This is a genomic window from Cognataquiflexum rubidum (assembly GCF_022538115.1).
GTDB classification, from domain to species: domain Bacteria; phylum Bacteroidota; class Bacteroidia; order Cytophagales; family Cyclobacteriaceae; genus Cognataquiflexum; species Cognataquiflexum rubidum.
The window spans coordinates 209,501-235,601 of record NZ_JAKZAL010000007.1 but is presented as its reverse complement, the minus strand read 5'-3'; the positions used below and the strand labels follow the sequence as shown (position 1 = coordinate 235,601).

22 protein-coding genes are annotated in these 26,101 nt (G+C 33.9%); all 22 read right to left on the bottom strand.

What is annotated here, in order from left to right; all coding sequences use genetic code 11:
- Positions 1-72: 72 nt before the first annotated feature.
- Complete coding sequence (locus tag MMU05_RS10210) at positions 73-582, bottom strand: glycosyltransferase family protein (protein ID WP_241141577.1); 510 nt, start codon at positions 580-582, stop codon at positions 73-75.
- A gap of 73 nt (positions 583-655) precedes the next feature.
- Entirely contained in the window at positions 656-1,855 is a 1,200-nt protein-coding gene (locus MMU05_RS10205) for a glycosyltransferase (RefSeq protein WP_241141576.1), read from the bottom strand.
- Positions 1,856-2,163: 308 nt separating this feature from the next.
- A complete protein-coding gene (gene wecB / locus MMU05_RS10200) occupies positions 2,164-3,306 on the bottom strand; it encodes a non-hydrolyzing UDP-N-acetylglucosamine 2-epimerase (RefSeq protein ID WP_241141575.1) in 1,143 nt (380 codons plus the stop codon).
- A gap of 37 nt (positions 3,307-3,343) precedes the next feature.
- The gene (locus MMU05_RS10195; RefSeq protein ID WP_241141574.1) at positions 3,344-4,465 is read right to left on the bottom strand and encodes a polysaccharide biosynthesis C-terminal domain-containing protein; all 1,122 of its coding nucleotides are present in this window, start codon (positions 4,463-4,465) and stop codon (positions 3,344-3,346) included.
- Positions 4,466-4,472: 7 nt separating this feature from the next.
- Positions 4,473-5,513: a polysaccharide biosynthesis protein gene (locus tag MMU05_RS10190; RefSeq protein ID WP_241141573.1), complete on the bottom strand. Its 1,041-nt coding sequence runs from the start codon at positions 5,511-5,513 to the stop codon at positions 4,473-4,475.
- A 27-nt stretch (positions 5,514-5,540) separates the two neighbouring features.
- Positions 5,541-6,650 carry a hypothetical protein gene (locus tag MMU05_RS10185; protein WP_241141572.1) on the bottom strand — a complete coding sequence of 370 codons (1,110 nt, stop codon included), beginning with the start codon at positions 6,648-6,650 and terminating at the stop codon, positions 5,541-5,543.
- A 149-nt stretch (positions 6,651-6,799) separates the two neighbouring features.
- Entirely contained in the window at positions 6,800-7,765 is a 966-nt protein-coding gene (locus MMU05_RS10180; protein ID WP_241141571.1) for a glycosyltransferase family 2 protein, read from the bottom strand.
- Positions 7,766-7,887: 122 nt separating this feature from the next.
- The gene (locus tag MMU05_RS10175; RefSeq protein WP_241141570.1) at positions 7,888-9,150 is read right to left on the bottom strand and encodes a glycosyltransferase family 61 protein; all 1,263 of its coding nucleotides are present in this window, start codon (positions 9,148-9,150) and stop codon (positions 7,888-7,890) included.
- 526 nt (positions 9,151-9,676) lie between these two features.
- On the bottom strand, positions 9,677-10,345 hold the full coding sequence (locus MMU05_RS10170) for an acyltransferase (RefSeq protein ID WP_241141569.1): 669 nt from the start codon (positions 10,343-10,345) through the stop codon (positions 9,677-9,679).
- 15 nt (positions 10,346-10,360) lie between these two features.
- A complete protein-coding gene (locus tag MMU05_RS10165; protein WP_241141568.1) occupies positions 10,361-11,815 on the bottom strand; it encodes an O-antigen translocase in 1,455 nt (484 codons plus the stop codon).
- Positions 11,808-12,917, bottom strand: a complete 1,110-nt coding sequence (locus MMU05_RS10160; RefSeq protein ID WP_241141567.1) for a DegT/DnrJ/EryC1/StrS family aminotransferase — start codon at positions 12,915-12,917, stop codon at positions 11,808-11,810. The genes MMU05_RS10165 and MMU05_RS10160 overlap by 8 nt, the downstream gene beginning before the upstream one ends.
- Positions 12,914-13,462, bottom strand: a complete 549-nt coding sequence (locus MMU05_RS10155; protein ID WP_241141566.1) for an acyltransferase — start codon at positions 13,460-13,462, stop codon at positions 12,914-12,916. Before MMU05_RS10155 ends, MMU05_RS10160 begins: the two co-directional genes overlap by 4 nt.
- Entirely contained in the window at positions 13,434-13,871 is a 438-nt protein-coding gene (locus tag MMU05_RS10150) for a sugar 3,4-ketoisomerase (protein WP_241141565.1), read from the bottom strand. The genes MMU05_RS10155 and MMU05_RS10150 overlap by 29 nt, the downstream gene beginning before the upstream one ends.
- Before the next feature lies 1 nt (position 13,872).
- Positions 13,873-14,265 (bottom strand): sugar 3,4-ketoisomerase, encoded by a 393-nt coding sequence (locus tag MMU05_RS10145; RefSeq protein WP_241141564.1) that lies wholly within the window; start codon positions 14,263-14,265, stop codon positions 13,873-13,875.
- 307 nt (positions 14,266-14,572) lie between these two features.
- The gene (locus MMU05_RS10140; RefSeq protein ID WP_241141563.1) at positions 14,573-15,622 is read right to left on the bottom strand and encodes an SDR family oxidoreductase; all 1,050 of its coding nucleotides are present in this window, start codon (positions 15,620-15,622) and stop codon (positions 14,573-14,575) included.
- An 11-nt stretch (positions 15,623-15,633) separates the two neighbouring features.
- A complete protein-coding gene (locus MMU05_RS10135; RefSeq protein WP_241141562.1) occupies positions 15,634-16,944 on the bottom strand; it encodes a nucleotide sugar dehydrogenase in 1,311 nt (436 codons plus the stop codon).
- A 99-nt stretch (positions 16,945-17,043) separates the two neighbouring features.
- Positions 17,044-18,360 carry a UDP-glucose dehydrogenase family protein gene (locus tag MMU05_RS10130; protein ID WP_241141561.1) on the bottom strand — a complete coding sequence of 439 codons (1,317 nt, stop codon included), beginning with the start codon at positions 18,358-18,360 and terminating at the stop codon, positions 17,044-17,046.
- A 275-nt stretch (positions 18,361-18,635) separates the two neighbouring features.
- The gene (locus MMU05_RS10125; protein ID WP_241141560.1) at positions 18,636-19,742 is read right to left on the bottom strand and encodes a Wzz/FepE/Etk N-terminal domain-containing protein; all 1,107 of its coding nucleotides are present in this window, start codon (positions 19,740-19,742) and stop codon (positions 18,636-18,638) included.
- A 34-nt stretch (positions 19,743-19,776) separates the two neighbouring features.
- Entirely contained in the window at positions 19,777-22,383 is a 2,607-nt protein-coding gene (locus tag MMU05_RS10120; RefSeq protein WP_241141559.1) for an SLBB domain-containing protein, read from the bottom strand.
- 232 nt (positions 22,384-22,615) lie between these two features.
- Positions 22,616-23,080 (bottom strand): ArsR family transcriptional regulator, encoded by a 465-nt coding sequence (locus MMU05_RS10115; RefSeq protein WP_336246901.1) that lies wholly within the window; start codon positions 23,078-23,080, stop codon positions 22,616-22,618.
- A gap of 189 nt (positions 23,081-23,269) precedes the next feature.
- On the bottom strand, positions 23,270-23,644 hold the full coding sequence (locus tag MMU05_RS10110) for a hypothetical protein (protein WP_241141557.1): 375 nt from the start codon (positions 23,642-23,644) through the stop codon (positions 23,270-23,272).
- A 3-nt stretch (positions 23,645-23,647) separates the two neighbouring features.
- Positions 23,648-26,071 carry a penicillin acylase family protein gene (locus MMU05_RS10105; RefSeq protein WP_241141556.1) on the bottom strand — a complete coding sequence of 808 codons (2,424 nt, stop codon included), beginning with the start codon at positions 26,069-26,071 and terminating at the stop codon, positions 23,648-23,650.
- Positions 26,072-26,101: the final 30 nt, after the last annotated feature.

Below are 26,101 nucleotides of genomic sequence, written 5' to 3'. Positions count from 1 at the left end.
TATTTCGGTCAAAAGCTTTTTGACAGACTCATCATTGCTTCAATTTATCCTTACTGGAATGATTGCGGATAATCATAAAAAGAAATTATGCGTTTTTATTCCAAGTTTTTCCTTATAGTAAAAATCAATAAAACCTTTTGAGGTTACCACTATCAGGGATGCACTTTTTGTAACATATGACTCAATAGTCCTTAAAAACTTTCCTAATATTGAATTTGATACCTGAATAGGTCTAATATCCGCAACATCTATGATCAATCTACTTTTAAGACCTGATGAAGCAAAAAAAGAAAAAATTGCTAAATCAGCCCCTATACAATACACAAAGTCGTTCTTTTTTACTAAAGCTCTTAAATTGCGAATTGACTTAAGGAACACATTTATTCTCTTGAAATAATTCCCATTTGAAATCTTACCTAATTTATAAAAACTATCTGCTTCAGGTTTTCTTGATAAAAATTGGTCTCTCTCAAAATAAGCTACATTGACTTCAAATCCGGATTCCTTCAACATTTTGATCCTTTTACTATCTTTTGTGTCTCCAAATGTTGGAAGTAAAACCAAAATCCGATTGTTATTCATTAAGCCATTAATTGTTAAATGGAAACAAATTTTGAATTTTTAAAGCCTATAAATGCGTAAACTAATATTTAACTTATTCATTATTTCTAATCATTTGAATTATTTTTTTTGATTGGAATACATTGTTTTTGTGGGTTATTGTAAAATCCTTACAAAGCAAACCGAAATGATGTAATTCTTCATCACTCTTTTCTAACAGCAATTTTAATGTTTTAAAAATCCCTGAATCAGACTCATCTTCAATTAGGTAAATGAATGGGAAATGATCCTCTGGAATACCTGAAAGCTTGGTAGTAACTAAAGGAGTGCCAACTGACATATATTCAATGTTTTTTGAAGGAAATGAAAATTTAGTATAATTTTCAAACGATGGTCTTGGATTAATGAGTAAAGTTGCCTTCATCAAAACATTAATTAATTCACAATTAGGAATTACACCTTTGTACTCTATTCTAGAATCAATCTTAGAGTATTTATTTATTTCATCTATAAATGAACCTACTCCATAAAACCACAGTCTCAAGTTAGGATCCTTCATTAAACTAAATCCTTTAATTAAATTATTTATTCCATACTTTTCGAACAATCCTCCGGCATAAACAAGAACTCTTTCTTTGTATTTCTCAGAAATTAAATTCTTTTTATTCTCAAACTTTATGTTAGCAAATCCCTCAATTACAACGTAGGGCTTATTTTTTTTATTTACCATTTTATTTAAATCTTTAGTGAGGCAAACGTAAAAATCATACGATAATAAAAAAATAAACATGTTCCTCACTTTAGTTTTAAAGTTATTTTGTAAAATCCCTTCCCCGGGTAGATCTGTTACAACTACCAATGTTTTAATTTTTCTTAGTTTACAAATCAATACAATTGGTAGACTGATGGAAAACCTCAAGAAATCAAGAATAACAATATCTCTGGAATCTGGAGATTTCTTTTTAAACAAAATTCTAAAAAAAATATATAAACTACTTATTAAATTATTTAAAATCGGAAGATTGATTAAAGGAATGTAAAAAAAATGAATATCATCTTCAATCTCTTTTGGCAAATTCCAAAAAATCTTTTTTTGATCTGAATAATTTACAGGAATAACCGAATTAACAAAAACACTTGTATTAGAATTCTTCTTCAGACCTTCAGCTAACAAGCCAAAAAAATTCTGGGCAGCATTTCCAGATGTAACATTATGATTTTTAAATAGGAAGTCATGAGTCTTTTTTGAGCAAAGAGTATTATAAAAATGTAAATTTAACTTAATTTCTTTCATAATTAATTTGACTTTTATCTCAATTAGTTTTTAAAACATTTAAGTATTTCTTGATTTAATTTTAAATACAACTAAATTAAATATATAAAATTCATTTTAATTATTCCATTTTAACTGGGTTTTGAAGAATATTTGCCATTATTCAAATGATAAATGGTAAATAACTATAAAACTATTTTTGCATAAAAATTAAGATAAGGACAAATCATTCAAAGATTGATAAAAAATTTGTCCAAGTGTAGGGTTGGCATTTTAAAAATTTGCTAAAATTAGATTTATTAATAATTTTATTTATCATAAATTAAAACTTACATTTCCGTTCTTCCCCAAACAACTCTTCTAATATAATCAACATAGGAAATTATAATTCTGACCATTTTGTCAGAAACATTCGGCATACTGTAATCAGCAACCCTCCTAAAATTCCTTTCCTCCCCTATTTTTTGACGCTCAAGTTGGACTATTGCTTGGATAATCCTTTCAGTATTCATTCCCACCATCATCACAGCCGCTTCCTCCATGGCTTCAGGTCTTTCGTGGGCATCACGAATATTCAACGCTCTAAAGTTAAGTATTGAAGATTCCTCTGAGATAGTACCACTGTCAGACAAAACAGCAAAGGAATTCATCTGTAATCCATTGTAATCAATAAAACCAAGTGGTTTTAACAATTGTATTAAGGGATGAATTTGAACACCTTTAGATTCAATCATTTTCCTAGTCCTTGGATGCGTACTTACTATTATGGGATATTGGTATTTTTCAGCCAAAAAATTAAGACTCTCAATCAACCCAGTAAAGTTTTTTTCACTGCTGATATTCTCTTCTCTATGGGAGGAAACCACAAAAAATTTCCCTTGTTCAAGATTTAGTCTTTTCAGGACATCTGAGTTTTTGATCCTTTCCAAATGAAAATTTAAAACCTCGTACATCGGAGATCCCGTCTTGATTATTCTGTCTGCCGAAAGGCCTTCTCTTAGAAGGTACTCCCTTGCGATGTCACTATATGTAAGGTTAATATCGGAAATATGATCTACAATTTTCCTGTTGGTTTCTTCAGGTACCCTTTGGTCAAAACACCTGTTGCCTGCCTCCATATGGAAAATTGGAATATGTCGTTTTTTTGCAGGAATAGCACATAAACAGCTATTGGTATCTCCCAAAACCAGAAATGCATCGGGTTTTAAGGATTCTAATAAGGGATCAATTTTTATCAATATCTGTCCTACGGTTTCAGTAGCTGTGGCACCTGCCGCATCGAGAAAGTAATCCGGTTTTCTGATCTGTAAATCCTCAAAGAATATCTGGTTCAATTCATAATCATAATTCTGACCGGTATGGACCAAAATATGATCAATCGCTGCAGATTCATCCAAGGCTGTCAGTACCCTGGAAAGCCGGATAATTTCCGGTCGGGTTCCTACCACAGTCATCACTTTTAATTTTTTCATCCGTTGATTTGTCAGTAAATATAAGTTTCAATTACAATTAGACATTTTCAAAAAAAGTATCGGGATCTTTAGGGTCATAGTGTTCATTGATCCAAAAGATAGTCAGCAATTCTTCCTCTCCTATATTTTTTATATTGTGGGTGTACCAAATCGGCATATCTACATAGGAAGGTTCGGCCTCATCAAGAAAGAACTCAAATACTTTATCAGTTCCAATTTTTCTTAATTGAATCAATGCTTTCCCTTTAATCAATGCAAATCTTTCAATTTTTCTGGTGTGGAAATGATTACCTCTCGTGAAACCGGACACCGTAGTGGAGTAAGATACCTGCCCGCCTATTCCCAACCGGATCACTTCCACAAAAGCACCTCTTTGGTCCTTGTGTTGGGTGAATTTACGTGGAAAGTAATTTTCAACATCCATGTAGCACCTAAAAGTATTGAACAAATTATGTTCAAACCTATTCCTTAATTGGGGAATTTCCCCCTGGTCTTGGTATTGGGATTTGAATTTTTGGAGCAATTGTAATATTTCTGAAACTTTCGCTTCAGAAGTATGTCTAATTTCAAGAAAAGGACTATTTTTTTGTAACTGTATCGATTCTAGGATTGACTCTACCAATTCCCCCACATAGATCAAATTCAGATTTCCATCAACTTCTATTTTTGGCGTTTCATTTCTACTTACCTGATGAGCAAAAGTTGCTACAACAGAATTGTAAAATGGATGTCCAAATGGTCCAAAAACATTAGGAATGATCAAACCTGTGAATACAGCATTGTTCTTTTTTGCCCAATCGGCCAAAAGTTCCCTTCCGGCTTTTTTTGATTTTCCGTAAAGATTGTCTTTTTCCTCTTGAGTGGAAGATGAAATCAAAACATGTGGCTTGCATCCCGTTTTTTCAAAAGAGCTTATGAGCTTTTCAACAAGATTAATATTGGTTGAAAAAATTACCTCAGGATCATTGTGCCTGTTAAGTGCAGCTAAATGAACGATTACATCGCATTTTTGTATAAATGAATCAAGGAGACCTTCATCCAAAAAAAATTCCCGATTAAATTCAATCCTTTCAAATTCCTCAGGGAACAACCCTAGAGTATTGTAAAGGTGAGATCCGACAAACCCATTTTGACCGGTTATTCCAATTTTCAAAGCCATGCCTCTATCAATCAGGATATTGTTCAACGTTGGTTTCTCCCAAAATCTCTTTTCGGATGATCGGAAGTTTGAAAAGTAATTTTTTCATTCCCTCGATATCCAATCTCCCTGTATTATGGGAATGATATTCTTCAAAGTTGGAAACGTTAGGTTCCCCTTCTGAAAAAAACTGGGCGTAATTGAGATCTCTCGTATCCGCAGGGATTCTGAAATACTCTCCCATATCTTGGGCTTTGACCATATCTTCCCTATTCACTAAAGTTTCATATAGTTTTTCACCATGTCTGGTTCCAATAACATTAATTTCATTTGAGGCACCGTACAACTCCAAAAGTGCTTTGGCCAACACTTCAATAGTAGCAGCTGGGGCTTTTTGAACAAACAAATCTCCCTGTTTGCTATTTTCAAATGCGAACCAAACTAAGTCAACCGCATCTTCCAAGGTCATCATAAACCTTGTCATATTGGGATCTGTGATAGTTAATGGCTTTCCGGACTTGATCTGTTCGATAAATAACGGTATAACTGATCCCCTTGAAGCCATTACATTTCCATACCTCGTTCCACAAAATATTGACTTCGAATCATCAAGGTTCCTTGATTTTGCTACCATCACCTTTTCCATCATAGCTTTGGACATTCCCATAGCATTGATTGGATAAGCTGCTTTGTCTGTACTTAGTACCACAACCCGATTCACCTCAAATTTCTCTGCCGCAGACAGCACATTGTCAGTACCAAGAATATTTGTTTTTACAGCTTCTAGTGGAAAAAACTCACAGGAAGGGACTTGCTTCAAAGCTGCTGCATGGAAAATGTAATCCACTCCATTCACAGCAGCTTCTATACTCCTTATATCTCTTACATCTCCGATATAAAATTTGACTTTTGGATTATTTATCCTTTTACGAAGGTCATCCTGTTTTTTTTCATCCCTACTGAAAATCCTGATTTCAGAAAACTTATCTGTTTCTACAAATCTATTGAGCACAGCATTTCCAAAAGAACCTGTTCCGCCAGTAATTAAAAGATTATTGTTTTTTGTCATTATATCATAGGTATTATTAAATTGAGATCAATTTTTCAGAAGAAAATTATTCACTATTAAATTTTTACTCGCAAACACAGAATACACATAATAAAATGCAAAAAGTCTAAAAAAACCTGAAGGATTAAATAAAGCGTCCCCTTTTATATTTGCTACAATTATTGTGAGAAAAAATAAAATTGGTAAGAGCTTGTTTGGGTTAATTTTAAGACATCTTCTAAATAAGAAAAATAAGAAAAACATCATTATTGATAAATAAACTAATCCTCCTCTGAAAATTTGAATTACATACCCTACATCAGACTGTCTAATACTGGATGCGAAAACTTTTTGGCCATTTCCAAAAAATAGTCCAGAAAAATTAGTAGGTAAAAATAACATTTCAGTAAATAAAATATTATATCCAGCATTGCTTTCTTTTCCTTGAATAAAATCATTGGCATCATTAAAAATACTAAGTCCCCAAATTAATGAAGTTTCATTTTGCTCTGAAAATGAAGAAAATAAAAAAATATTATAGCCAATTAAAATAATTATTGATACTAAAAAAATACTTTTTAAACTTAACTGCCCGCTCAATATGAGAAGCATGATTGATATTGCGACAGGTGCAATTCCTACTCTTGCATTGAATATAATGGAAATAAATAAAAAAAGGATTGGGATTAAAAACATTAAATTCTTTTTGATGGATAAAATGCAAATTGCTAAGATTAAACCTTGAATAATTCCATATCCATAAGATGAACTTTCCGCTATTGTAAAACCTCTAAAATCCCAATTGTCACTAGATATAGAATCTAAAGAATCAATAATTATTGAATTTCTAACAAATAGGTTTGTTACAGGATTCAAGATCAAAAAAATTGTTATGAGTGCAGCTAATAATCCAACATGAACTATAATTGTTTCCCATGAAAGCCAACTAAATGTACTCCTAAATAAAAACAGGAAAAAGGTAGGAATTAAAAAACATTCTAAATACCAAATAATATGAACATAGGGAATAGAAAAGGAATTCTCACCGATAAGGACTATTGCAATGGAATAACTCACTAACAATAGAGTCATTAAAACTTCTATTTCAAATAACTTTAAAAATCGAGGTAAAAATCCAGAAAAAATGATGTAGAACACGGAAATTATCAATAAAACCTTAATAAGCCCAAATCCTAGAAATTGAAAAATTGGATTATACAAATAAATATAAATAAAAAGAATTAATATTATGTATTTAAAGAAATGCATTTTATTCTAAGGTGTTGGTGTTTTCTTTTTAAAAAAGACTAAACTTTCCAAAAAATGAATAATTTTATGAGAGCAAAAACAAATCTTCTTTTGTACCATAATGGTAATGCAAAATATATATTTTTGAGTGCTTTGATTTTTAATTTTTTGTACCCTGAAAAAGTATCGAATCTCCGCAAAAATACCATTGCTTTTGCTTTTGTGTAATGCCTATGTTCCTTAAACGATTCAATTGACTTCAAATGAGAGTCTGAGATTTTATCAAATCTTTTCAATTTAATTACGGAATCATCATATCGATAATAACCAAGAAACTCGTCAATATAGCCAATACTGTATTTATGTGAAATCCTTAAATTCATTTCATAATCTTCTGCTGCCAGTGACTCGTTATAAACTCCAATTTCTTTAAAAATATCAGCTCTAAACATATAGGTTACAGGAAGATGAATTTTAAATAAAAAGATTTCACTAAACAAATCCCCTTTTTTAAATATTTTTTCAATTGGTTCTTGGTAATCTATTATGTTCGAATTTTTATCTATAAAATAATTTTTACCATAACACATAGGATAAAACTGATTCTGCTCTAGAAATGCAACTTGTTTTTCTAATTTATCAGTAGTCCAAAAATCATCGGAAGCACAAAAAGTAATATATTTTCCTTTTGAATACTTAACAATACCCAAATTCAAGGTTGCAGATATACCTTGGTTTTTTTTGAAACAACTTATAAAACCATATTTTTTTTGTAAGGCTTCTATGATTTCTTTGCTTGAATCACTAGATCCATCATCTATTACAATCAATTCCCAGTTTTTGTAAGATTGACCTACTATACTTTCAATACATTGAGTTATATACTTATCATGATTGTATGATGGTACAATAATAGAAACTTTAGGTTCATGATTTAATGTTACTTCCATATGGTTGTTTTCTACCTCTTCCATAGATTTTTGAAAATCTTTTCCAATATGTATTATATCTTCTGCTTCTTCCAATATTTTTTACAGTCATTCTTTATGATACTTTCCACAATTTTGGCACAGTAATATTACACTTAAGTAGTATTTCTTTATATTTAGTTGATTTACTAAGGACTATTTATTTATTTATTAAAAAATTAAAGTCTTTGAAGTAAATCCCTTAAATCATCAAGTTTAATTTTATAAGATGTATGAAGATTATTTATTTTATCAGGAATAGCCTCAATAAATTCCATATTTAAATCGAAATTAGAGGCAATTGATGAAAAAGCTGAGAAACTTCTTATATTAGATGGTAGCCAACTAATTAAATTACAATTTGAATTGCAAAATATCAGATTAGTCCAAGAAGCACCTGATGGCCCAACAATTATTTTAGCATTATTAAAAATAAAAATTTGCTCTTTAAGCAAATAATTTTCCAAATAAATAGTTTTAAAATTAAATTCAGTTTCTAACATTTTTTTAACTTCACTTTGATTGTAAGATCTCGCAGATCCTTCAATTCGTCCCAAAAATACTTTATCAATTGAATCCAAGTTTATTTTATCATTCTTCAAATTTTGAAGCAATGATTTCACATACGATAAACTTTGCTTATTGTAAAAACAAAATGATAAATCAGACAATATGTTTTTTGAATTAAAAAGTATATCTGAAGGTTTATTAATAATTAACAAATTTTTTATTCTAAAATAAAGTTTTGGATTGATATAAATAATATTAAAATTATAATGTTTGCATGAAAGTTCAAGTGAGATTTGAAAAGAATCTACTTTTTTAACACCTTCAGAAACAATAATATTTTTTGAAAATTCAATTCCTTTATTTGTTGCAATAAATTCCATTTTGGGTAGGATTTCAGTCATCCAATGATAGTAATTAAAACTGCCGTTACCTCCTAAAAAATAGGCCTCATTAATTTCTAAATCTTTGATTGATTTTGGTAATTTAACTAACCCATTGACATGATTGTGATATTTTATAAGACCTGTCGCATAATTAGCAATATCTATGTTGATTCTAGGAATTCTTTCTACGATCAATTTGTCGTCAGTTAAAAAATTTGAAGATTCAATGGAAAAAATAGAGTTTTTTAAAACAAATAAACTGATGTCAGGAGAATAAATTGATTTGATCTTTGGATTGTATCCGTAGTAGTATGGTTCACTTATTTTACTTTTACAACCTTTTTTAAATTCAAATAATGATTCTTCTTCATCGAGAAAATGTAATCTTTTTCTAGTAAACCTAATTATATTTGCTAATTCATATCGATCAAATTTTAACAAGGTTTTATAAAAAAAAATCAATGAATAATTAATTTTATTTTTGACAGATTTAGTGCCTCCATCTCCTAAATTTCTTTTAATAATAGACTTTAATAATCTCAAAGACATATCAATAGGAAAATTACTAATTTTAGACTGAATAAAATATAACTTAGGAATATTGACCTAGTTTAAAATCAATTTAAGTTTAATTTTAAGTAAGCGAAATCAAAGTTATCCTAAGTTTGTTATTGTCTTTAAATTGTCTATCTAAATAGGTGCCAATCATATTTATAGTCACTTTCGTTACTTTGATTAACAAAATCGTAATCAATGACGTCAAAATCGGGTTCATTACTTTATTTTTGGAAATGAATATGATAGTATTGGTATATAGCAACTGCTTAAATACATTTAAAACACTTTGCTTTTTCACTTTAAACTAAATATTTTAGTCTACCTCATCTTTAATTGCAAATTGATTAGTTCTATTAACTCACCAATCAAGATATGGCGTGCTGTGTTTTCTGGCATTTCACATTCTTTGATCGTAGTGATTGCCAAATTATAATTTAATCTCAATAAAAAAATCTTCTTTGCTGTCCCAAACATTAAGTAATAGAAAGTTATTATAAACTAAATTCAATATTGTAATTCAAATATCTCTAAACCAGTTAATATCAGTTTTAACTACTTTCGCTGGTATTCCAGCAATCATGCAATGTGGAAGGAAGACACTATTTATAACTTTACTATTGCTAGCTACTATACAGTTATCTCCAATAAGAGAACCTTTTAAAATATTAGTATTATTGGCAATCCAAACATGATCTCCTATAACTACATCTTTTTGATGATACTGATGTTCAATTCTATGCCAATTACTATCAGAAATAAATACACCCCAAGCGCAAACAAAATCTCTGCCTATAGTTATATTTTTATATACCATAATGGTTGAGTCTGCTGTAATTCCAGAATCGGATTCAGCAAATTTACCTCCAATTGATAAAGTTGCACCTTTGCTTAATGATAAGCATACACCATTTCCAATGGTGAAATCACCTTTTAAATGAAAAATTGAATTTTCTTCCAATAATATTCTTATTGGACTTACGCCATATAGAGAGGAAACTATTCGCAAATTTCCATCTAAGATGAATTTTGAATTTTTTTTCTTTTTAATTACTATAGGAACCGAAAAAGTATATAACAATATCTTACCAGCTCCATCATCAACATATTTTGCTAATTTCCACGAATAAAATTTTCTTAGAAAATGATTTTTTATCAATCCTGATAAATTTATAATTTTTTGGATCATAGCTTAAACTTAGAGTCAATTAATTGTTGAATATCTTCTATACAAACCAAAAGCGGAAATTATAATAGAAGTAAAAACAATAATTACCATTATTAAGGTATTTATAAAACCCAAAGGTTGTTGAATAATTATGAAGCCAAACATTGCTAAGCAAAACTGACTTAAAAACAATTTAAAAAAAATCTTACCATGAATAAATTTATACTTAAAATATGAAATTAAATAAACTTGAATATAAACTAATATATAAGAAATTAAAAAAGCAATACCCAAACCTGCCAAACCGAAGAATTTATAACCCAATATGTTAAACACTAGAAAATAAAAATTGAAAAATAGTTCACTTTTAAAAAAAGTTCCAGTAGCTCCTTTAGCTAAAAAAATAAACCCTAAAGGCCAACTAGCTGCTTTAAAAAACATACCTAAAGCCGACCATCTCATCATATCATCTATCTCAAGAAAATTCTCCGAGTATAATAAAATTATAACCCAATTTATCAGTAAAATAAAGAACAGTAGAATAGGTCCTAAAACAAGAATAGTAATTTCAGATTGTTGATTTACCAAAGAATTAACTTTATTTTCATCTAGAGCAATTGCTGACAGTTTAGGGAAGAAATCAGTTCCCATTGCAGTGAAGACCAAACCTACATATGTTCCAATTATCTGAAAACCGGCCGAATAGAAACCCACATCATCAAGTCCTCCAGTGTTGCTTATGTAAATCCTTACGACATATGCAACAATTGACGTTATAATCCCACTTAAACTAAGTACAAACCCGAGCTTAAGCATGGAGTTGCCTTCTTTTACAACTTCGGACTTAGTCAAAAGGATTTTACGGATTTTTAATTTATTGCCAAAATATTGCGCAACTAAAAATGTAACAAACCCCATTATAACTAAAGCTGGAACAATTCCATCCATGCCTAGGAAATAATATAATGGAAGGGTGATTATCAAAGACAATAAAGACCCGACCATATTAGCAGTGGCGAGGAATTTTAAATTCCTCGTCCCCTGTAATATTACATTTTGGCCATTAGTGAGTTGTCCTAATAAAACGGTTATTGCTATAAGAACAAAACTCCAAGTGTAGTTTTTGTTTCCAAAAGTCAATTCTGACAATAAAGGTGAAAAAACAATCGTCAAAACAGTGCCTAGTATACCTGTTAGCCATACTAATTTTTTAAAAACAGTCGTTGTTTTGGCTAATTGAGCATCATTTTCCGAGCTATGAGCTGAGGCTATATCCTTAACAGCACTAGTTCCTAAACCAAAATTGGTGAGCGAAGAAATCATCCCCGTGGTAGAAGTCAAAAGACCCGCAACACCAATTCCTGTTGGCCCAAGCAAAATAGCAATAGCCTTGGAACGAATGAGAGCTATAATAATATTAAATACCTGAACACCTCCAAATATTGAGGTCGCTTTCATGATCTGTCTATAAGAAGCCCTTTCTTCAGACATGACCAAAATATTCCTTGATCGAATATGCAATATAGGTTATTTCATTCGATGTAATTCCAGGCCAAATAGGTAAACTCAAACATGTTTCCGCAATTTCTTCTGCTATTGGAAAGTCACCTTTGCTGAAACCTAAATGTTCATAAGCTTTTTGAAGATGTGGTGGTATAGGATAATGTATCAATGTCCCAATTCCTTTTCCAATCAAATATTTTTGAAGATCATCTCTATATTTTGTTCTGATCACATATAAGTGATAAACATGTGTTGCATCATCATGAACATGTGGGAGAATGATTTCAGGTATATATGCTAATTCTTCATTGTACCATGATGCTATTTCTTGTCTCATATTGGTCCAATCTTCAAGGTGTAACAACTTGACACTTAAAAAAGAAGCCTGAAGCTCATCAAGTCGCATGTTGTGACCGATAATTTCATGCTTATACTTTTCTTTGCTTCCATAGTTCCTGAGCATCATAGCTTTCTCGGCCAACTTAGCGTCATCCGTAGTGATACCTCCTGCATCACCCAAAGCCCCCAAATTTTTCCCAGGGTAAAAACTTGTCGCATTGATATGCCCGAAAGTTCCAGTCAATTTTCCTTTAAAGGCAGCACCGTGAGCTTGTGCATTATCTTCAATCACTTTTAACCCAAACTCTTCCGCTATTCTCATGATTTTATCCATTTCACAGGCCTGACCATAAAGGTGGACTGGTATTATAGCTTTGGTTTTTGAAGTAATAACTTTTTTTATCAAATCAGGATTAATCAGGTAAGTATTTTCATTTGGTTCAACAAAAATCGGTACAGCACCTGTATATGAAACTGCTAAAACTGTTGCAATAAAAGTATTTGAAGGCATGATAACCTCATCTCCATCACTTATCCCTATGGCCTTAAGCGAAATATAAAGTGCATCAAGGCCGTTGCTAACGCCAATGGCAAATTTTATTTGATTGAAATGAGCGTACTCGTTTTCAAAATTTTTAAGATGCTGTCCGGTTATATACCAATTGCTATCATATACCGATAAAAAAGCTTGCACCATTTCCTTTTTAATAGGTGCATGGAAAGGCTCAAAGTTAAGAAAAGGAATATTCATTTTTTCTGAAGTTGATTATGCAAAACTATCCATTCACGACCTTGATTGTCGACAAAGTTTTCTTCTATTTTTTTCATTTTAGTACCATCCTCGTTCATCCACCCTACAATTTTGGCAGGTGCACCCACCACCAAAGCTCTGTCAGGGACATTTTTTGTCACTACTGCCCCAGCTCCAATCATTGAGTATTCTCCGATCTTGATTCCGCAAAGAATTGTTGCATTAGCTCCTATACTAGAATACTTTCCAATATAAGTTTCTAACAATTGAAATTTTGAATTTTTTGATTTTGGCCATTTATCATTTGTAAAAGTTGCATTAGGGCCTACCATTACCCCATCATCTAATTTCACACCGTCCCAAACAAAAACACCAGGTTTAATAGTAACCCTATTTCCAATAACAGCTTTTGATTCAATTAAAGTATGGCAGTTGATGTTACATTCATTTCCAATAATGGCACCTTCTAAAACTATAGCGAATTGCCAAATTTTTGTCCCAATACCAATTTGCTTACTATACACTTCTGCCTTCGGATGAATCATATTTATATAATCGAAATTGCTCGTAATCCCTAATATAATCTACTTCTGTATAAATTTGTGAAGCGAGTACCAGGCAAATAGCTCCTGAAGAAAAATTATCTAACTCTCTCCATAATCCAGGTGGCAATAATACTCCTTGATAAGGACGATTTAAATGAAATGTTCTTTTTACATTTCCATCGTTTATGATTAAATCAAAACTTCCACTTGCAGCAATAATGAGTTGTTGAAGGTCCTTATGTGCATGCCCACCTCTTGATTCTCCACCGGGAACATCATACAAAAAATAAACTCTATTTATCTCAAATGGAACTTCTTTTAAATTGTTTACGGCTGTAATGTTACCCTTTATATTATGATTTTTAGGTAATTCTAAAAGGGAGCAATCAAAAACAGTTGAAGCTTTCATTTTACAAACTTTTGAAAATTTCAAAGTCTCTGATATACTCATGCTCTTGAAAAGTAGAACTTGATAGATGTAAACCAACTGAATTAGTAGAAAAGTTTTCCATATGTCTCCAAGTTAAGGCGGGTAAATAAAGGCCAAAGTAGGATCTATTCATTTGAAATTTTTCCAGTGATCCATCGATGTCTGTAATTACTATTTCGAAACTGCCACTCAAAGCAATAATTATCTCTTCTTGATTGTGATAAGCATGACCTCCTCTCATTTCTCCACCAGGAACATCATACGTCCAAAATATTCTTTGGATTTTAAATGGGACTTGATGGAAATTCTGTAAAAAAGTAAGATTCCCCCTTGGGTCTATGATTTTTGGTAATTCAATTAATTTACAATTCACAATAATTATTTTTCTTTAAATGATATTTCAAGAACTTGATGTATTAGGTTTTAAAATTTTAAAAGCAAAAATAATTAAGCCGATTATTTTTTTACTGGTTTGAAAAAAAAAAGAATTTTCTTTAAATTATATTCATTATTTTAATTATTCAGGGCAATTCACAAATGATATTCCGACTAAATTAATTCTTACATAAAACCTTTGGAAAGACCCTTGTTCAATTGGTTACCAAAAATAATGATTATGAGGGAAAAAAAATATCTTAAGATAATTGAATTCAAATTGGTAAAGAAATCAAAAAGGACTATCATAAATTTCCCCAATACCAATTAGTCGCTTCAATCAATCCCCTGTTGATATCAAATTTCGGTTCGTAACCCAAAATTTCATTGGCCTTTTCAACAGAGGCCAAGGAATGAGGGATATCCCCTCCCCTATTTGGACCATATAAAATTTTGACATCATAAATTCGGGGATCGAATTTTGACAAGGTCCCTTTCAATATCTCAACCAATTCCTTTAAAGTGGTCCTTTCTCCAAATGCTACATTGAAAACTTCGGAAATCGTACTCTCGTGGTTACAAGTTTTTCCTATTCCTTCTGAATAATCTTTTAACTTCTCTTTAAAATCAGCGGTAGGTGTAATTGCTGCCAATTGATTAGCCTGAATCACATTATCGATATAAGTAAAATCTCTGGAGTAGCTGCCATCCCCATTGATCACAGGACTATTAAGCGCCATTAATTCTGAAACGAATTTTGGAATCACGGCCGCATAGGCGCCATTTGGATCCTGTCTTCTTCCAAAAACGTTAAAGTACCTGAGCCCCACTGTTTCTATCCCATAAATATCAGAAAAGTTCTTTGCAAACAGCTCATCAACATATTTTGTGATCGCATAGGGAGATAAGGCATTTCCGATGATGTGTTCTACTTTAGGCAATGCGGCATGATCTCCATAAGTGGAGGAACTTGCGGCATAAACAAATCTTTTGACACCAGCTTCCTTGGCTGCAAAAAGCATTTTGACAAATCCACCAATATTGACATCTGTGGTGGTCATTGGGTCTGCAATTGATCTTGGAACAGATCCCAATGCAGCTTGGTGTAAGACATAATCACAACCTTGAACGGCAGTAGTACAATCCTCAAAATTCCTAATGTCCCCTTCGATCAATTTGAATTTTTCATTTTGCAGAGCTATTTGAAGGTTCTCTCTTTTTCCAGTTGCAAAATTATCTAAGCATACAACTTCATTTCCTTGTTCCAATAAAACATCAATAAGGTTGGAGCCTATAAACCCGGCTCCACCTGTTACAAGAACCTTTTTTTCACTAATTATTTTGGATTCTGACATAAACCTTGGTTTTATAATCTTGAATCTACTTTTGATTTATCCAATATTCCTTTTACATCAAAAACAACTTGATTTTTTGTCTTTTGGATGGATAAAGGTCTGAATTCTTTATGTGCTACGGCCAGAATGATAGCTGAATATTTTTCAAGATTTGGTTCATCTCCTTTTGAAGAAATATGGATTCCATATTCGTGTTGAACTTCCTTGGCATCTGCCCAAGGATCATAGACATCTACATCCATATCAAAAGACTTCAACTCATTATAAATATCAATCACCCTTGTATTTCTTACATCCGGACAATCTTCCTTGAAAGTGAAACCTAGAATCAGAACTTTAGAATCAATGACTTTGAGATTTTTTCTCATCATCAATTTGATTACTTCAGTAGCTACATGCTTTCCCATTGAATCGTTTAATCTCCTACCTGCAAGGATAATCTCAGGATGATAGCCAACTTCCTGAGCCTTTTGGGCGAGATAAAAAGGATCTACACCGATACAATGCCCACCTACCAATCCTGGTTTGAATGGCAAAAAATTCCATTTCGTACCTGCAGCTGCCAATACCTCATGGGTATCTATCCCCAATAAATTGAAAATTTTGGACAACTCATTGACAAAGGCAATATTGATATCCCTTTGGGAATTCTCGATTACTTTTGCGGCTTCTGCTACTTTAATGGAAGACGCCTTATGGGTTCCTGCGATAATGACAGCTTGATAAAGCTGATCAACATATTCGGCCACCTCCTCATTGCTTCCTGATGTTACCTTAAGTATCTTGGTGACTGTGTGTTCTTTATCACCAGGATTGATACGTTCAGGGGAATAGCCTGCAAAAAAATCCACATTGAATTTTAATCCAGAAAATTTTTCAAGAACTGGTACACATTCGTCCTCTGTCACTCCGGGATAAACAGTGGATTCATAAATAACGACATCGCCCTTTTTTAATACCTTACCAATTGTCTCGGAAGCTTTAAGCATGGGAGTCAGGACAGGTTTATTGTGTTTATCAGTCGGTGTTGGAACTGTTACAATGAATATATTACATGATGAAATAGGCATTACTGCATCTGTTACAAGCAAGCCTTTTCCTTTTTCCTCAAGCGCTACAGGGTTTTTTACTAAGACTTTCTGAAGGTCCTTGTCTTCAACTTCTAAAGTCCTATCGAATCCTTTTTGCAATTCATCAACTCTTTTTGGATCGATATCAAAACCAATGGCTTGAAATTTTTCAGCAAATGCAACTGCCAAAGGTAAGCCCACATATCCAAGCCCTATAACGGCAATTTTTGAATCTTTTAATGATTTTAACATGATTAGGTATCTAATAAAATATTAAGAATAAAATATTGAATTTTTTGAAAAAATATGGAGTGCAAGGATTTTAGGACAATTCAAGCACCCCAATTACCTTTAAATACCAATGCCGTAATGTGTAAATCCAAGTTCGGATAGGTATTCTTTTTCATAGATATTTCTTCCATCAAAGACCACTTTGTTATGAAGCAGTTTACCCACAGCAGACCAGCTTGGAATCCTAAATTCAGACCATTCTGTGACTAGAAGAAGAGCATCTGCATCCACCAGAGCATCATAAGCATCTTTAGCGTAAGTAATTTTGTCCCCGATATAAATATGCTGCGCTTCTTTCATTGCGATTGGATCGTACGCCTTCACTTTTGCACCTGCTGCAATCAATTCGTCAATGATCACAATAGAAGGAGATTCCCTCATATCATCTGTATTAGGTTTGAAACTTAAGCCCCACATGGCAAAAGTTTTACCACTCAGGTCATCACCGAAATGTTTCTTTATTTTTTTGACCAAAACATACTTCTGATCATCGTTAACGTCTTCTACAGATTGTAAAACCCTTAGGTCATAACCATATTTTTTTCCGGTTTTAATAATGGCTTTCACATCTTTTGGAAAGCAAGAACCACCATAACCTACTCCCGGATAAATAAACCTAGTACCAATTCTTGGATCAGACCCAATTCCTTTTCTAACCATATTTGCATTGGCCCCTACGAGTTCGCAGAGATTAGCAATATCATTCATAAAAGAAATTTTTGTTGCAAGCATAGCATTGGCAGCATATTTGGTCATCTCTGCAGAAGGGATGTCCATATAAATGATTCTGTCACCATTGAGCTGAAAGGGCTTATACAGTCTTTTCATAATTTCCTCAGCCCTTTCGTCATCTACGCCGATGACAATCCTGTCTGGTTTCATAAAATCATCAACTGCGGCGCCTTCTTTGAGGAACTCAGGATTAGATGCCACTGCAAAAGGAAGATCAGAACCTCTTTTTTCCAAAGCTGCTTTGATTGCCGCCCTTACTTTTTCTCCTGTAGTGACCGGCACTGTGCTTTTGGTTGCTACAACGATATAATCTGTCATGGTACGGCCAATTTCATCAGCCACTGCCAATACATATTTAAGATCCGCAGAACCATCTTCCCCGGGAGGTGTTCCAACTGCGATAAATGCGACTTTGGAATCCTTAATGGCTTCACCAAGGTTAGTGGAAAATTGGAGCCTTCCACTTGCAAAATTTCTTTTCACTATTTCCTCTAAACCAGGCTCATAAATGGGCATGATGCCGTTTTTGAGGTTTTCAATCTTTTTTTGGTCAATGTCAACGCAGACGACTTCAATGCCTACTTCAGAAAAACATGCCCCGGATACCAAACCGACGTATCCTGTACCTACTACTGTAATTTTCATTTGTTAAAAATTTTATGGTTAATAAATTGTTGAATTATTCTTTTAGCCTTTGGGTTTAGTGGCAGATAATTCTACCGAGATAGATTTGTTGATAATTTATTCAAAAAAAGAATTTGATGTTTGTAATCATTTAATCAATTCAAATATTTTTTTAATGCGATACAAATAAAATAAATTATAAATACAAAAAAAAGTAATTCAAATATTTTTTTTTGTATTTTAAAATATTAAATTTTTTATCATATTTTAAATATTGAGTTTCTAAAATCCTTTCGTCATTTAGAGTCCCAATCTATTTTTAGAGATTCGAAATATTGTTTTCCAAAAATATAGCCAAATGAAACAATCATACCCAAAATTGCAAAAACCAAAACAACTAGCGGCCTTTTGGGGGCTGACTTTTCAATTGGAATAGAAACAGGTTGAATAACGGAAAAAACGGGAGTGTCCTGACTAACCTGAAGTTTTGATTGTTCCAACTGCTTTGCCAATTCACTGTATACATTAAATGCAAAATTATAGTCGGCTTCCAGTTTTTCTAATTGATTTAAAACCATAGCAGAAGAGAGATTCTGGTTTCTGTCTCTAAAATTGGCTAGCCTGTTTTGAATTTTTTCAAATTCAATTTTCTTTTCCTCAAATCTTGCTTCAGTAAATTTCAATTGCTCTCTAGCATTTTGAATTTTGTATTCAATTACTTCCTTTTGAAGTAATTCCTCTGCATACTTAGCCATTTGCGCCGCCATAAGAGGTTCAGGCATAGTAAAACTCAATGATACAAAACCTTCTTTTTGATTATACTGGATGGCAATCTGAGCATTTATCCTTTTAAAATGTCCAAATTCTGATTGGGAAACATTCACCAATTCCAATTGATTTTGGCCAGAATCAGGGGTGGAATTGCCTCTAATTTTACTCAAGATGATCCCGGGCAATCCAATAGTATATTTCCCCACCTTTGATAATAATCCGGGATCAAAAACACTATCATAATAATATTGATAAGTGACAGGCAAAACTGTTCCAATTGGATTAACTTTTGCCTTTAGCAATTCCTTTTGAAAAGTTACCGAGCCAACTATTTTAGGATACAGGGATGGTGGAATTTCACTTCTGGCCCCCATCCCTCCTAAGTTTATTCCTGCTAGGGAAGCCAAGCCCCCAAGACTCCCTCCCATTTTGCCAGGTTCCGAAGTCTGAGGAACAAAAGTAGAGCCAGCTGTAAATTCTTTATTTAATACAAGCGCTACAAAAACACCGGCTATTATTGAACCTAATACTATATAAAAAACTAATTTTCGTTTAATCCAGACAGTTTTGACCAATTCGAGTAAGTCAATTTCATCATTTAGGGAAGGAGTATTTTGATTGCTTTTTTCCATTAATTTATTGGGAAATAGTAGTTCTATTTTAACCCTATTGATTCAATTGGTTTATCACAAGCACCAAGGTAGTCAACGTGGTCGTAATGGCTAGCCACCCTTGTATCGACAATGGTTCTTTGTCTTTCTTAGAAGGAATAATTATTTCTGAACCCGGCTCAATCTTAGGATATACTTTAAAGAAAAGAAATCCAGAAGTTCTTCTAACATCACCATTTGCATATACTACATATGACCGCTTCTTTCTGGATTTATCTGTAAACCCTCCTGCTCTAGAAATATAGGATTTAAAACCGTTTGATTCTTCGTAACGTGCCGTCGTTGGAAAGAGAACTTCACCTCTCATTCTGACTGTTTGCAGCAGTTTAGGGATGCTCAAAACGTCACCTTCCTGAATTATTAAATCAAAAGGACTTCCTGGATTATTAATAATTGAAACTAAGTCAATCCCAATCATATCTTGGGTTTTAACCACCTCCTGGGGCAAACTGTCATTATCGGAAACCAAATCCTCAATTGTTTCCTTTTTAAAATCATCTATCAAAAGGCCTCCGGACTTGTTTGAAATGCCTCCACCCTTTTCTTCTATTTTTTGATCTATCCTGTTCAACAAAATTTTCTCAGCTTCTGTTGTATCCCTTTTTATCCTTTGTAGGTTTCTTTTTACTTCTGTCAAATTGGTTGATTTGATTTCCTCTTCACTCGGACCTTCAAAAAACTCATTTCTCCTAATCAATGTGGCACCTTTTGGGTAAGCAAATTGGTTTAATCCCCCTGCTCTTCTTAATAAGTCAGAAATTCTCTCATTGGCATGCGCAATGGCAAATTCGCCTGGAAAAAGCACTTCCCCTTCAACACTAACAAAACGACTTCTTTGAAATCCTGAACTTCTACGGACAATAACATTATCGAATGGCATCAAAACAAAATTTTTGTCTTCGCCTAAAATCTTAAGGTCTTTATCAATATCAATGTGGATGATTTCAGCTAACTTCCCAGAAACGTCATCTTTTACCCTTCTTGCTATTTCAATCTGGGATGATGTTGCAGATTCTTTTAACCCTCCAGCTCTGAACACTAAATCAGAAACACTCATTTGTTCGGCAAAAGCATATGACCCCGGTCTATTTATTTCACCGCCTATTATTACATAGAATTCTTCTCTAAGATCATAAATACTAGGAATATACAAGACATCTTCTCTTTTTAGAGAAATATCTTCTTCATTTCCCATTACAATTTCACTGATATTTACAGTAACCATTTCCAAGGAAAAATCTTCTCTTGTCCGGTAAAGTGCGGCTCTATTCATAAAAGCGTCAGCTCGCAATCCCCCTGCTTTTTGAATTAAATCTTTGACCCCCATCCCTTCCTCCAAGGCGTAAGTTCCAGACCTCAACAATGCTCCAGAAACCTGTACCCTGTTTTCAAATCGATCTAAAAGCTCTCCAAAAATAAACTTGTCACCATCTTTTGGAACGAAGTTCTCAAAATTTTGACTTTCAATATTCTCAACTTTAAATTCATTGTCCGTTGTTCTAAAAACAGTTCCCGAATTAGAATAAGCTTTGCTGGAGAATCCTCCGGAAAATTTGATGAGGTCTTTAAGATTTTCATCGTTCTTCATTTCAAAAAATCCTTCTCTCCGCACCGGTCCTGTGATTTCTACCCTCTTTTCAACAGGCGGAATCAAAATAACATCATTGTATTCAAGTCTGACGTTTGAAGACTGATTTCCATTTACCAAAAAATCATAGATGTCTAACTCTGCAATCATCTTACTATTTCTGTAAACCCTTATGTTTCTAAAAGATCCATCCGGCTTGATACCACCTGCAGCATATAGGGCATTGAAGACAGATGCAAAGGAAGAAAGCGTGTAACTGCCGGGAGAGAACACCTCACCCACCAAAGAAACTTGGATGGATCTGATATTCCCTACTCTAAGTTTCATAAAGGTATTTGGAGAAGAACCACCCAACCCGGAGTATATCGAACCCAAAGATCGTGAAAGTCTTGAAGTTGCGGCCTCCACTGTCAGTCCGGATAAATTCACTGGGCCAACATTAGGAATAAAAACCAACCCATCACTATTGATATTCAAGTCATATTCAAATTGGGAAGCTCCGTATATATCAATCAACAGTTGATCACCGGCACCTAAAATATAATTTTGGGGAGTTGGAATATTTAGGTTTGGAGTAAAATTCAGGTTTTTGTTTCTGAATAATTTAAAACCAAATATTTTTTCTTCCTCCTCAGTAAACTCAATTTCTTCTTCCGCAAATTCTTCTTCGGATTGAATCCATTCCCTCCCTTCGACTTCCTTTGAGGTTGATGTATTACTCTGCGTATCTTTTCCTGTTCTCCTTAATTTATTGATTCTTTGTCTCAGTTTAGCAACTTCCGTTGCGGGCATCCCTCTTTCTCTTGCCATTGCCTCAAGCTGTTGTTCGGTCATTCCTGAGGATTCAGCTCGCTTAATCAGCTGCTCCAGCTGGGCATCCGACAACTCATCCACTTTAATATTTTGGATATCAGCGACAGATTGGCCATAGGAAGATATTGCCAAAATGACTAAAAATAACCCGGTAAAAAAGAGCCTTAAAACTGAAATATGATTGTTGTTTTTTTTGTTCATTTTGAAAATATTAGCCCATGTTCGGAAAAACAAAGGATTGGTTATCTCTATTCGTGAATTCAATATTTTTTATTGTTGTATAATCGGCCCGAAAAATAATTCAAACTATTCAAATTTTTAGTAAAACCCTGACTTAAACTCATGTTGGTTGACACAGCTTCGCCCTTTCAGTCACATTTTTTAATGTGCTTAGAAACAAAAAGTATCATTTGAGCTACTTTCGAGGTGAAAACTACCTCTTATACAGCGTCAGGGAGTCTTTAGGGTTGATTTCCTTATTGAGACAGAATATTACTTTTCTGTCTATCAATTCCTCAATCCTTCCTGTCAAGTGCTCAAGGTAACTTTCATTCAATGAGTCACCATTAATCAAAACTTCTATAGTACCCGAATCTATCCCCTGAGCATAATCACCCGTCAAAATAACCTCATTTACTTCCCCCATTCTTTCTAATACTGCCTCCAACAAGCGATCAAACCCGAGGTAATTCCTAATAATATCCTGCAGATTAGAAAACAAAGGATGGTGCGTATTGGCTTGATATTCAATCCTGTTTTTATCGGCAACTTTCACTAAAAAACCTGCTTCTGACAAATGATTTAGCTCTTTCCTTATTGAGTTGGTTGATTCTCCAAATTCATCTGCAAGACCTCTCAAATGCCCCTGATTTTGGGCATTGCTGAAAAACTTAACCAAAAGTTTTAGGCGAGTCTTAGACGTAATAAGGTAATCTAACATAAAAGTATCCTGCACAAAACGAGCAACAAAAGTACTCGTATTGAAAGTAAAAGCAAAATTATTTCATTCTTTTTGACCTCGATTTTATAAAAAAGAGATATCACGATTTGAGAAACAAATATTCTATTTTTAAAGTGAATCAGAATTTTACGATAATGCTGATTTGGAGTTTTTTCTTTGGAAAAGGCTCCTGAAAATAGCCCCTGTCAATCCGCTGAAAGAACCCACTATAAATCCTAAAACTCCTGTCCCAATCAAAATCAAACTTTCATTTTCCAATCCCATCAATTTCGACATTCTTTGTGGAAGTTCTGAATCTGTTATAATCGAAATATACAAACTCAGTACCAGCCAAGTCAATCCAAAAGATAGGCCACAACTAAGAAAGGAGGAGAAATTTCCTGAGCCGATTAAAAAAGAAGCCAAGGCAACCCCTATCATCAAAACCCAATATGGGACATAAGGACCCACAAGAACCACTAGAAGAGAAACCAGAATAAATAATCCCAAGAATTTTTTCATAAATCAATTGTTAAAAATGGTAGTAAATAAGGGATTGGAAATTCCAGACTCCGATTGAATAGAAACATCAACGTACTCTCCATTTGCCCACTTTTTGAGCAGGTTATCGTAGTATTTACTCCCCGGATTCCCTGATTGTCCACCCGGATAAATACCAAATGCTTCTCCTCCCTCTCCCATTTCTACTATCATTCTCCAACTTGCTCCATTTCGCTCGCTCGTTGCATTCAAAATCCCCGCGCCTCCACCTGTATAAACATTGATGTGGCTGAATGATTTGAAATTGGGAACAAGATGCAAAATGGAAGTTTTCTTATAATTTGCCCATGTGTAATCTTTGTCTGTTTTTTCAATTTCTCCTATTTTTTCCACCATTTCGGAGAAGGAGTTCTTAATTAGTGATTTAGCAGTTTCTTTTTCACTCGTAGCAGGATTGTCAAAAATCTCACTTTCAGGCTCATTCAACAATAATTTGGTTGTTTGATATTTGTTGGGCAATACAATTGGCTTGCCTTCGGTTTTCCACTTCGACCAGACTCCATCATGCAATTTTTCCCACCAAACATGAAACAGTGTAGGCTCCTCTTGATTCGGAAATGCATAAAAATTCCACTTCTTCAATTGACTCAGGTACTTAATCCCCATTTCATCTAATTGATTGATTTCTGTAGAGTCCATCAAGCTAAGCATGACAGGAAGTGCCTCAGCAGCATGAAGGTGAAAATTGTCAAACTGAAGCGCCATCATATCCTGGGCTGTCATCTGATTCATTTCTTGAAGTCGATCATTCAATCTCCTGTTCCGATAATGCTCAAAACTGTGGTCAAACATATAGTATGGATAAGAGGGATCGACTGAATGTTGGTTGGCAGAGGAAACAAACTCACGAACCGGATTCAGCGTCGATGGATTATGCTCATTTGGAATAAATCCCTTCCATTCAAAATCCGGGTTTTTCCCATCCATCAAAAACTTTCCTTGACCTTCCCATTTCAGCGGAAATCTGCCCTGAACTTTCATGGCGATATCACCATCTTTTGAGGCAAATACAAAGTTTTGGGCAGGGGAAGTATAATGGTTCAATGCATTGATGTAGTCATCATGATTCTTTCCTTTATTGAGCAAAAGGAAGGTTTTTTGTTCGTTTGACTCCAAATGGGCTGTCCATTTCAGAGAAAAATTAACATCCTTGCGGTCAGGCCTGAAGGTTTTATCATAAACTACAGGTCCATGATGCGTATATACTACAGTATCCAAATAGGTGCTTTGTCCTTTGACTTTAATCTCTTCAATTCGAAAAGTGCTTTTTACCCAAACATCATCATACAGGTACTCTGTCCTGCTTTCGTCTTTAAACTGAATGGCGTACCAATCTCTTGTATCCCGCGTGGCATTGGTAACTCCCCAAGCTATATCCTGATTGAACCCGGATATAATTCCCAAGGCTCCGGGTAACGTCGCCCCTTTGACGCTATGGGTCGAAGTAGAAAGTTGCATCACATACCAAAGCGAAGGTAAGTTCAAACTCAAGTGGGGATCATTGGCCAAGATGGGATTGCCACTTTTTGTTTTTGTTCCTGATACCGCCCAATTGTTAGACCCTATTCCTTCCACAGGTTGTGGCATGGTGTTTACAAAAATATCTGCATCAGGATAGCCGGTACTGTCAGGTTTTGAAACTTCCAAAGGCACAAAATCCCAAATTCTCTCGGCCTCAATAACGGGATCATTTTCCTCAGGAAAATCAGGATATAGCTTATCCAACATCTCCTGGCCAATCTGATTCCTGAGATTGGTATATTCCAAATCCCTGTCTCCTACTAACATGTCAGCCATGTATTTCAGCAATAACAGTGATTTGTAAGCGCTCCATGTTTCCGGTTTGTAATCAAGAATTTTATATTCAATGGGTAACTCAGCGGCATTCAAACTTTCTATGTATTGATTTACCCCATCAGCATAGGCCTCGACCAATTCATAAGTATCAGGGTGTTCTTTTTGGATATATTGGAGGGAAGTCTCAGCCGCAAAAGCCAATCCTTTTCTTCGTGTCATCCGGTCCAACTCTATGGCCATCGGACCAATAATTTCTGAAATCCTTCCTGCAGCAGCCATCGTTTGGAATTCCATTTGCCAGAGTCTGTGTTTGGCCGTGATGTAACCTTGAACCCTATACAAATCTTTCTCATTGTCAGCAAAAATATGGGGTATAAGATTCTCATCATAAATCACCTTAACCTTGTTTCTAAGATTTTTGAGATCAAGCTCTTCCTCAAAATCCATGTCCTCGCTGTATGAATTTTGCCAGAATCCATGATTGGGATCCATCAACTTCCCGATCGGTGGAATAGAACCAAACTGGATTGAAAGTGCAATACCCAATCCAAGAGTGATCAGGAAAACAAGGGAAAACCCAAAGTATTTCATACAATTAAAATTGAAAAGGCATTGTTTGTT

Coding starts and splice junctions, on each gene's coding strand:
- MMU05_RS10210 (WP_241141577.1), bottom strand. CDS start 582: ATGAATAACAATCGGATTTTGGTTTTACTTCCAACATTTGGAGACACA.
- MMU05_RS10150 (WP_241141565.1), bottom strand. CDS start 13,871: ATGAAAGCTTCAACTGTTTTTGATTGCTCCCTTTTAGAATTACCTAAA.
- MMU05_RS10125 (WP_241141560.1), bottom strand. CDS start 19,742: ATGGAAAAAAGCAATCAAAATACTCCTTCCCTAAATGATGAAATTGAC.
- MMU05_RS10160 (WP_241141567.1), bottom strand. CDS start 12,917: ATGAATATTCCTTTTCTTAACTTTGAGCCTTTCCATGCACCTATTAAA.
- MMU05_RS10135 (WP_241141562.1), bottom strand. CDS start 16,944: ATGTTAAAATCATTAAAAGATTCAAAAATTGCCGTTATAGGGCTTGGA.
- MMU05_RS10140 (WP_241141563.1), bottom strand. CDS start 15,622: ATGTCAGAATCCAAAATAATTAGTGAAAAAAAGGTTCTTGTAACAGGT.
- wecB (WP_241141575.1), bottom strand. CDS start 3,306: ATGAAAAAATTAAAAGTGATGACTGTGGTAGGAACCCGACCGGAAATT.
- MMU05_RS10130 (WP_241141561.1), bottom strand. CDS start 18,360: ATGAAAATTACAGTAGTAGGTACAGGATACGTCGGTTTGGTATCCGGG.
- MMU05_RS10195 (WP_241141574.1), bottom strand. CDS start 4,465: ATGGCTTTGAAAATTGGAATAACCGGTCAAAATGGGTTTGTCGGATCT.
- MMU05_RS10110 (WP_241141557.1), bottom strand. CDS start 23,644: ATGAAAAAATTCTTGGGATTATTTATTCTGGTTTCTCTTCTAGTGGTT.
- MMU05_RS10105 (WP_241141556.1), bottom strand. CDS start 26,071: ATGAAATACTTTGGGTTTTCCCTTGTTTTCCTGATCACTCTTGGATTG.
- MMU05_RS10170 (WP_241141569.1), bottom strand. CDS start 10,345: ATGATCCAAAAAATTATAAATTTATCAGGATTGATAAAAAATCATTTT.
- MMU05_RS10155 (WP_241141566.1), bottom strand. CDS start 13,462: ATGATTCATCCGAAGGCAGAAGTGTATAGTAAGCAAATTGGTATTGGG.
- MMU05_RS10120 (WP_241141559.1), bottom strand. CDS start 22,383: ATGAACAAAAAAAACAACAATCATATTTCAGTTTTAAGGCTCTTTTTT.
- MMU05_RS10205 (WP_241141576.1), bottom strand. CDS start 1,855: ATGAAAGAAATTAAGTTAAATTTACATTTTTATAATACTCTTTGCTCA.
- MMU05_RS10190 (WP_241141573.1), bottom strand. CDS start 5,513: ATGACAAAAAACAATAATCTTTTAATTACTGGCGGAACAGGTTCTTTT.
- MMU05_RS10175 (WP_241141570.1), bottom strand. CDS start 9,150: ATGTCTTTGAGATTATTAAAGTCTATTATTAAAAGAAATTTAGGAGAT.
- MMU05_RS10165 (WP_241141568.1), bottom strand. CDS start 11,815: ATGTCTGAAGAAAGGGCTTCTTATAGACAGATCATGAAAGCGACCTCA.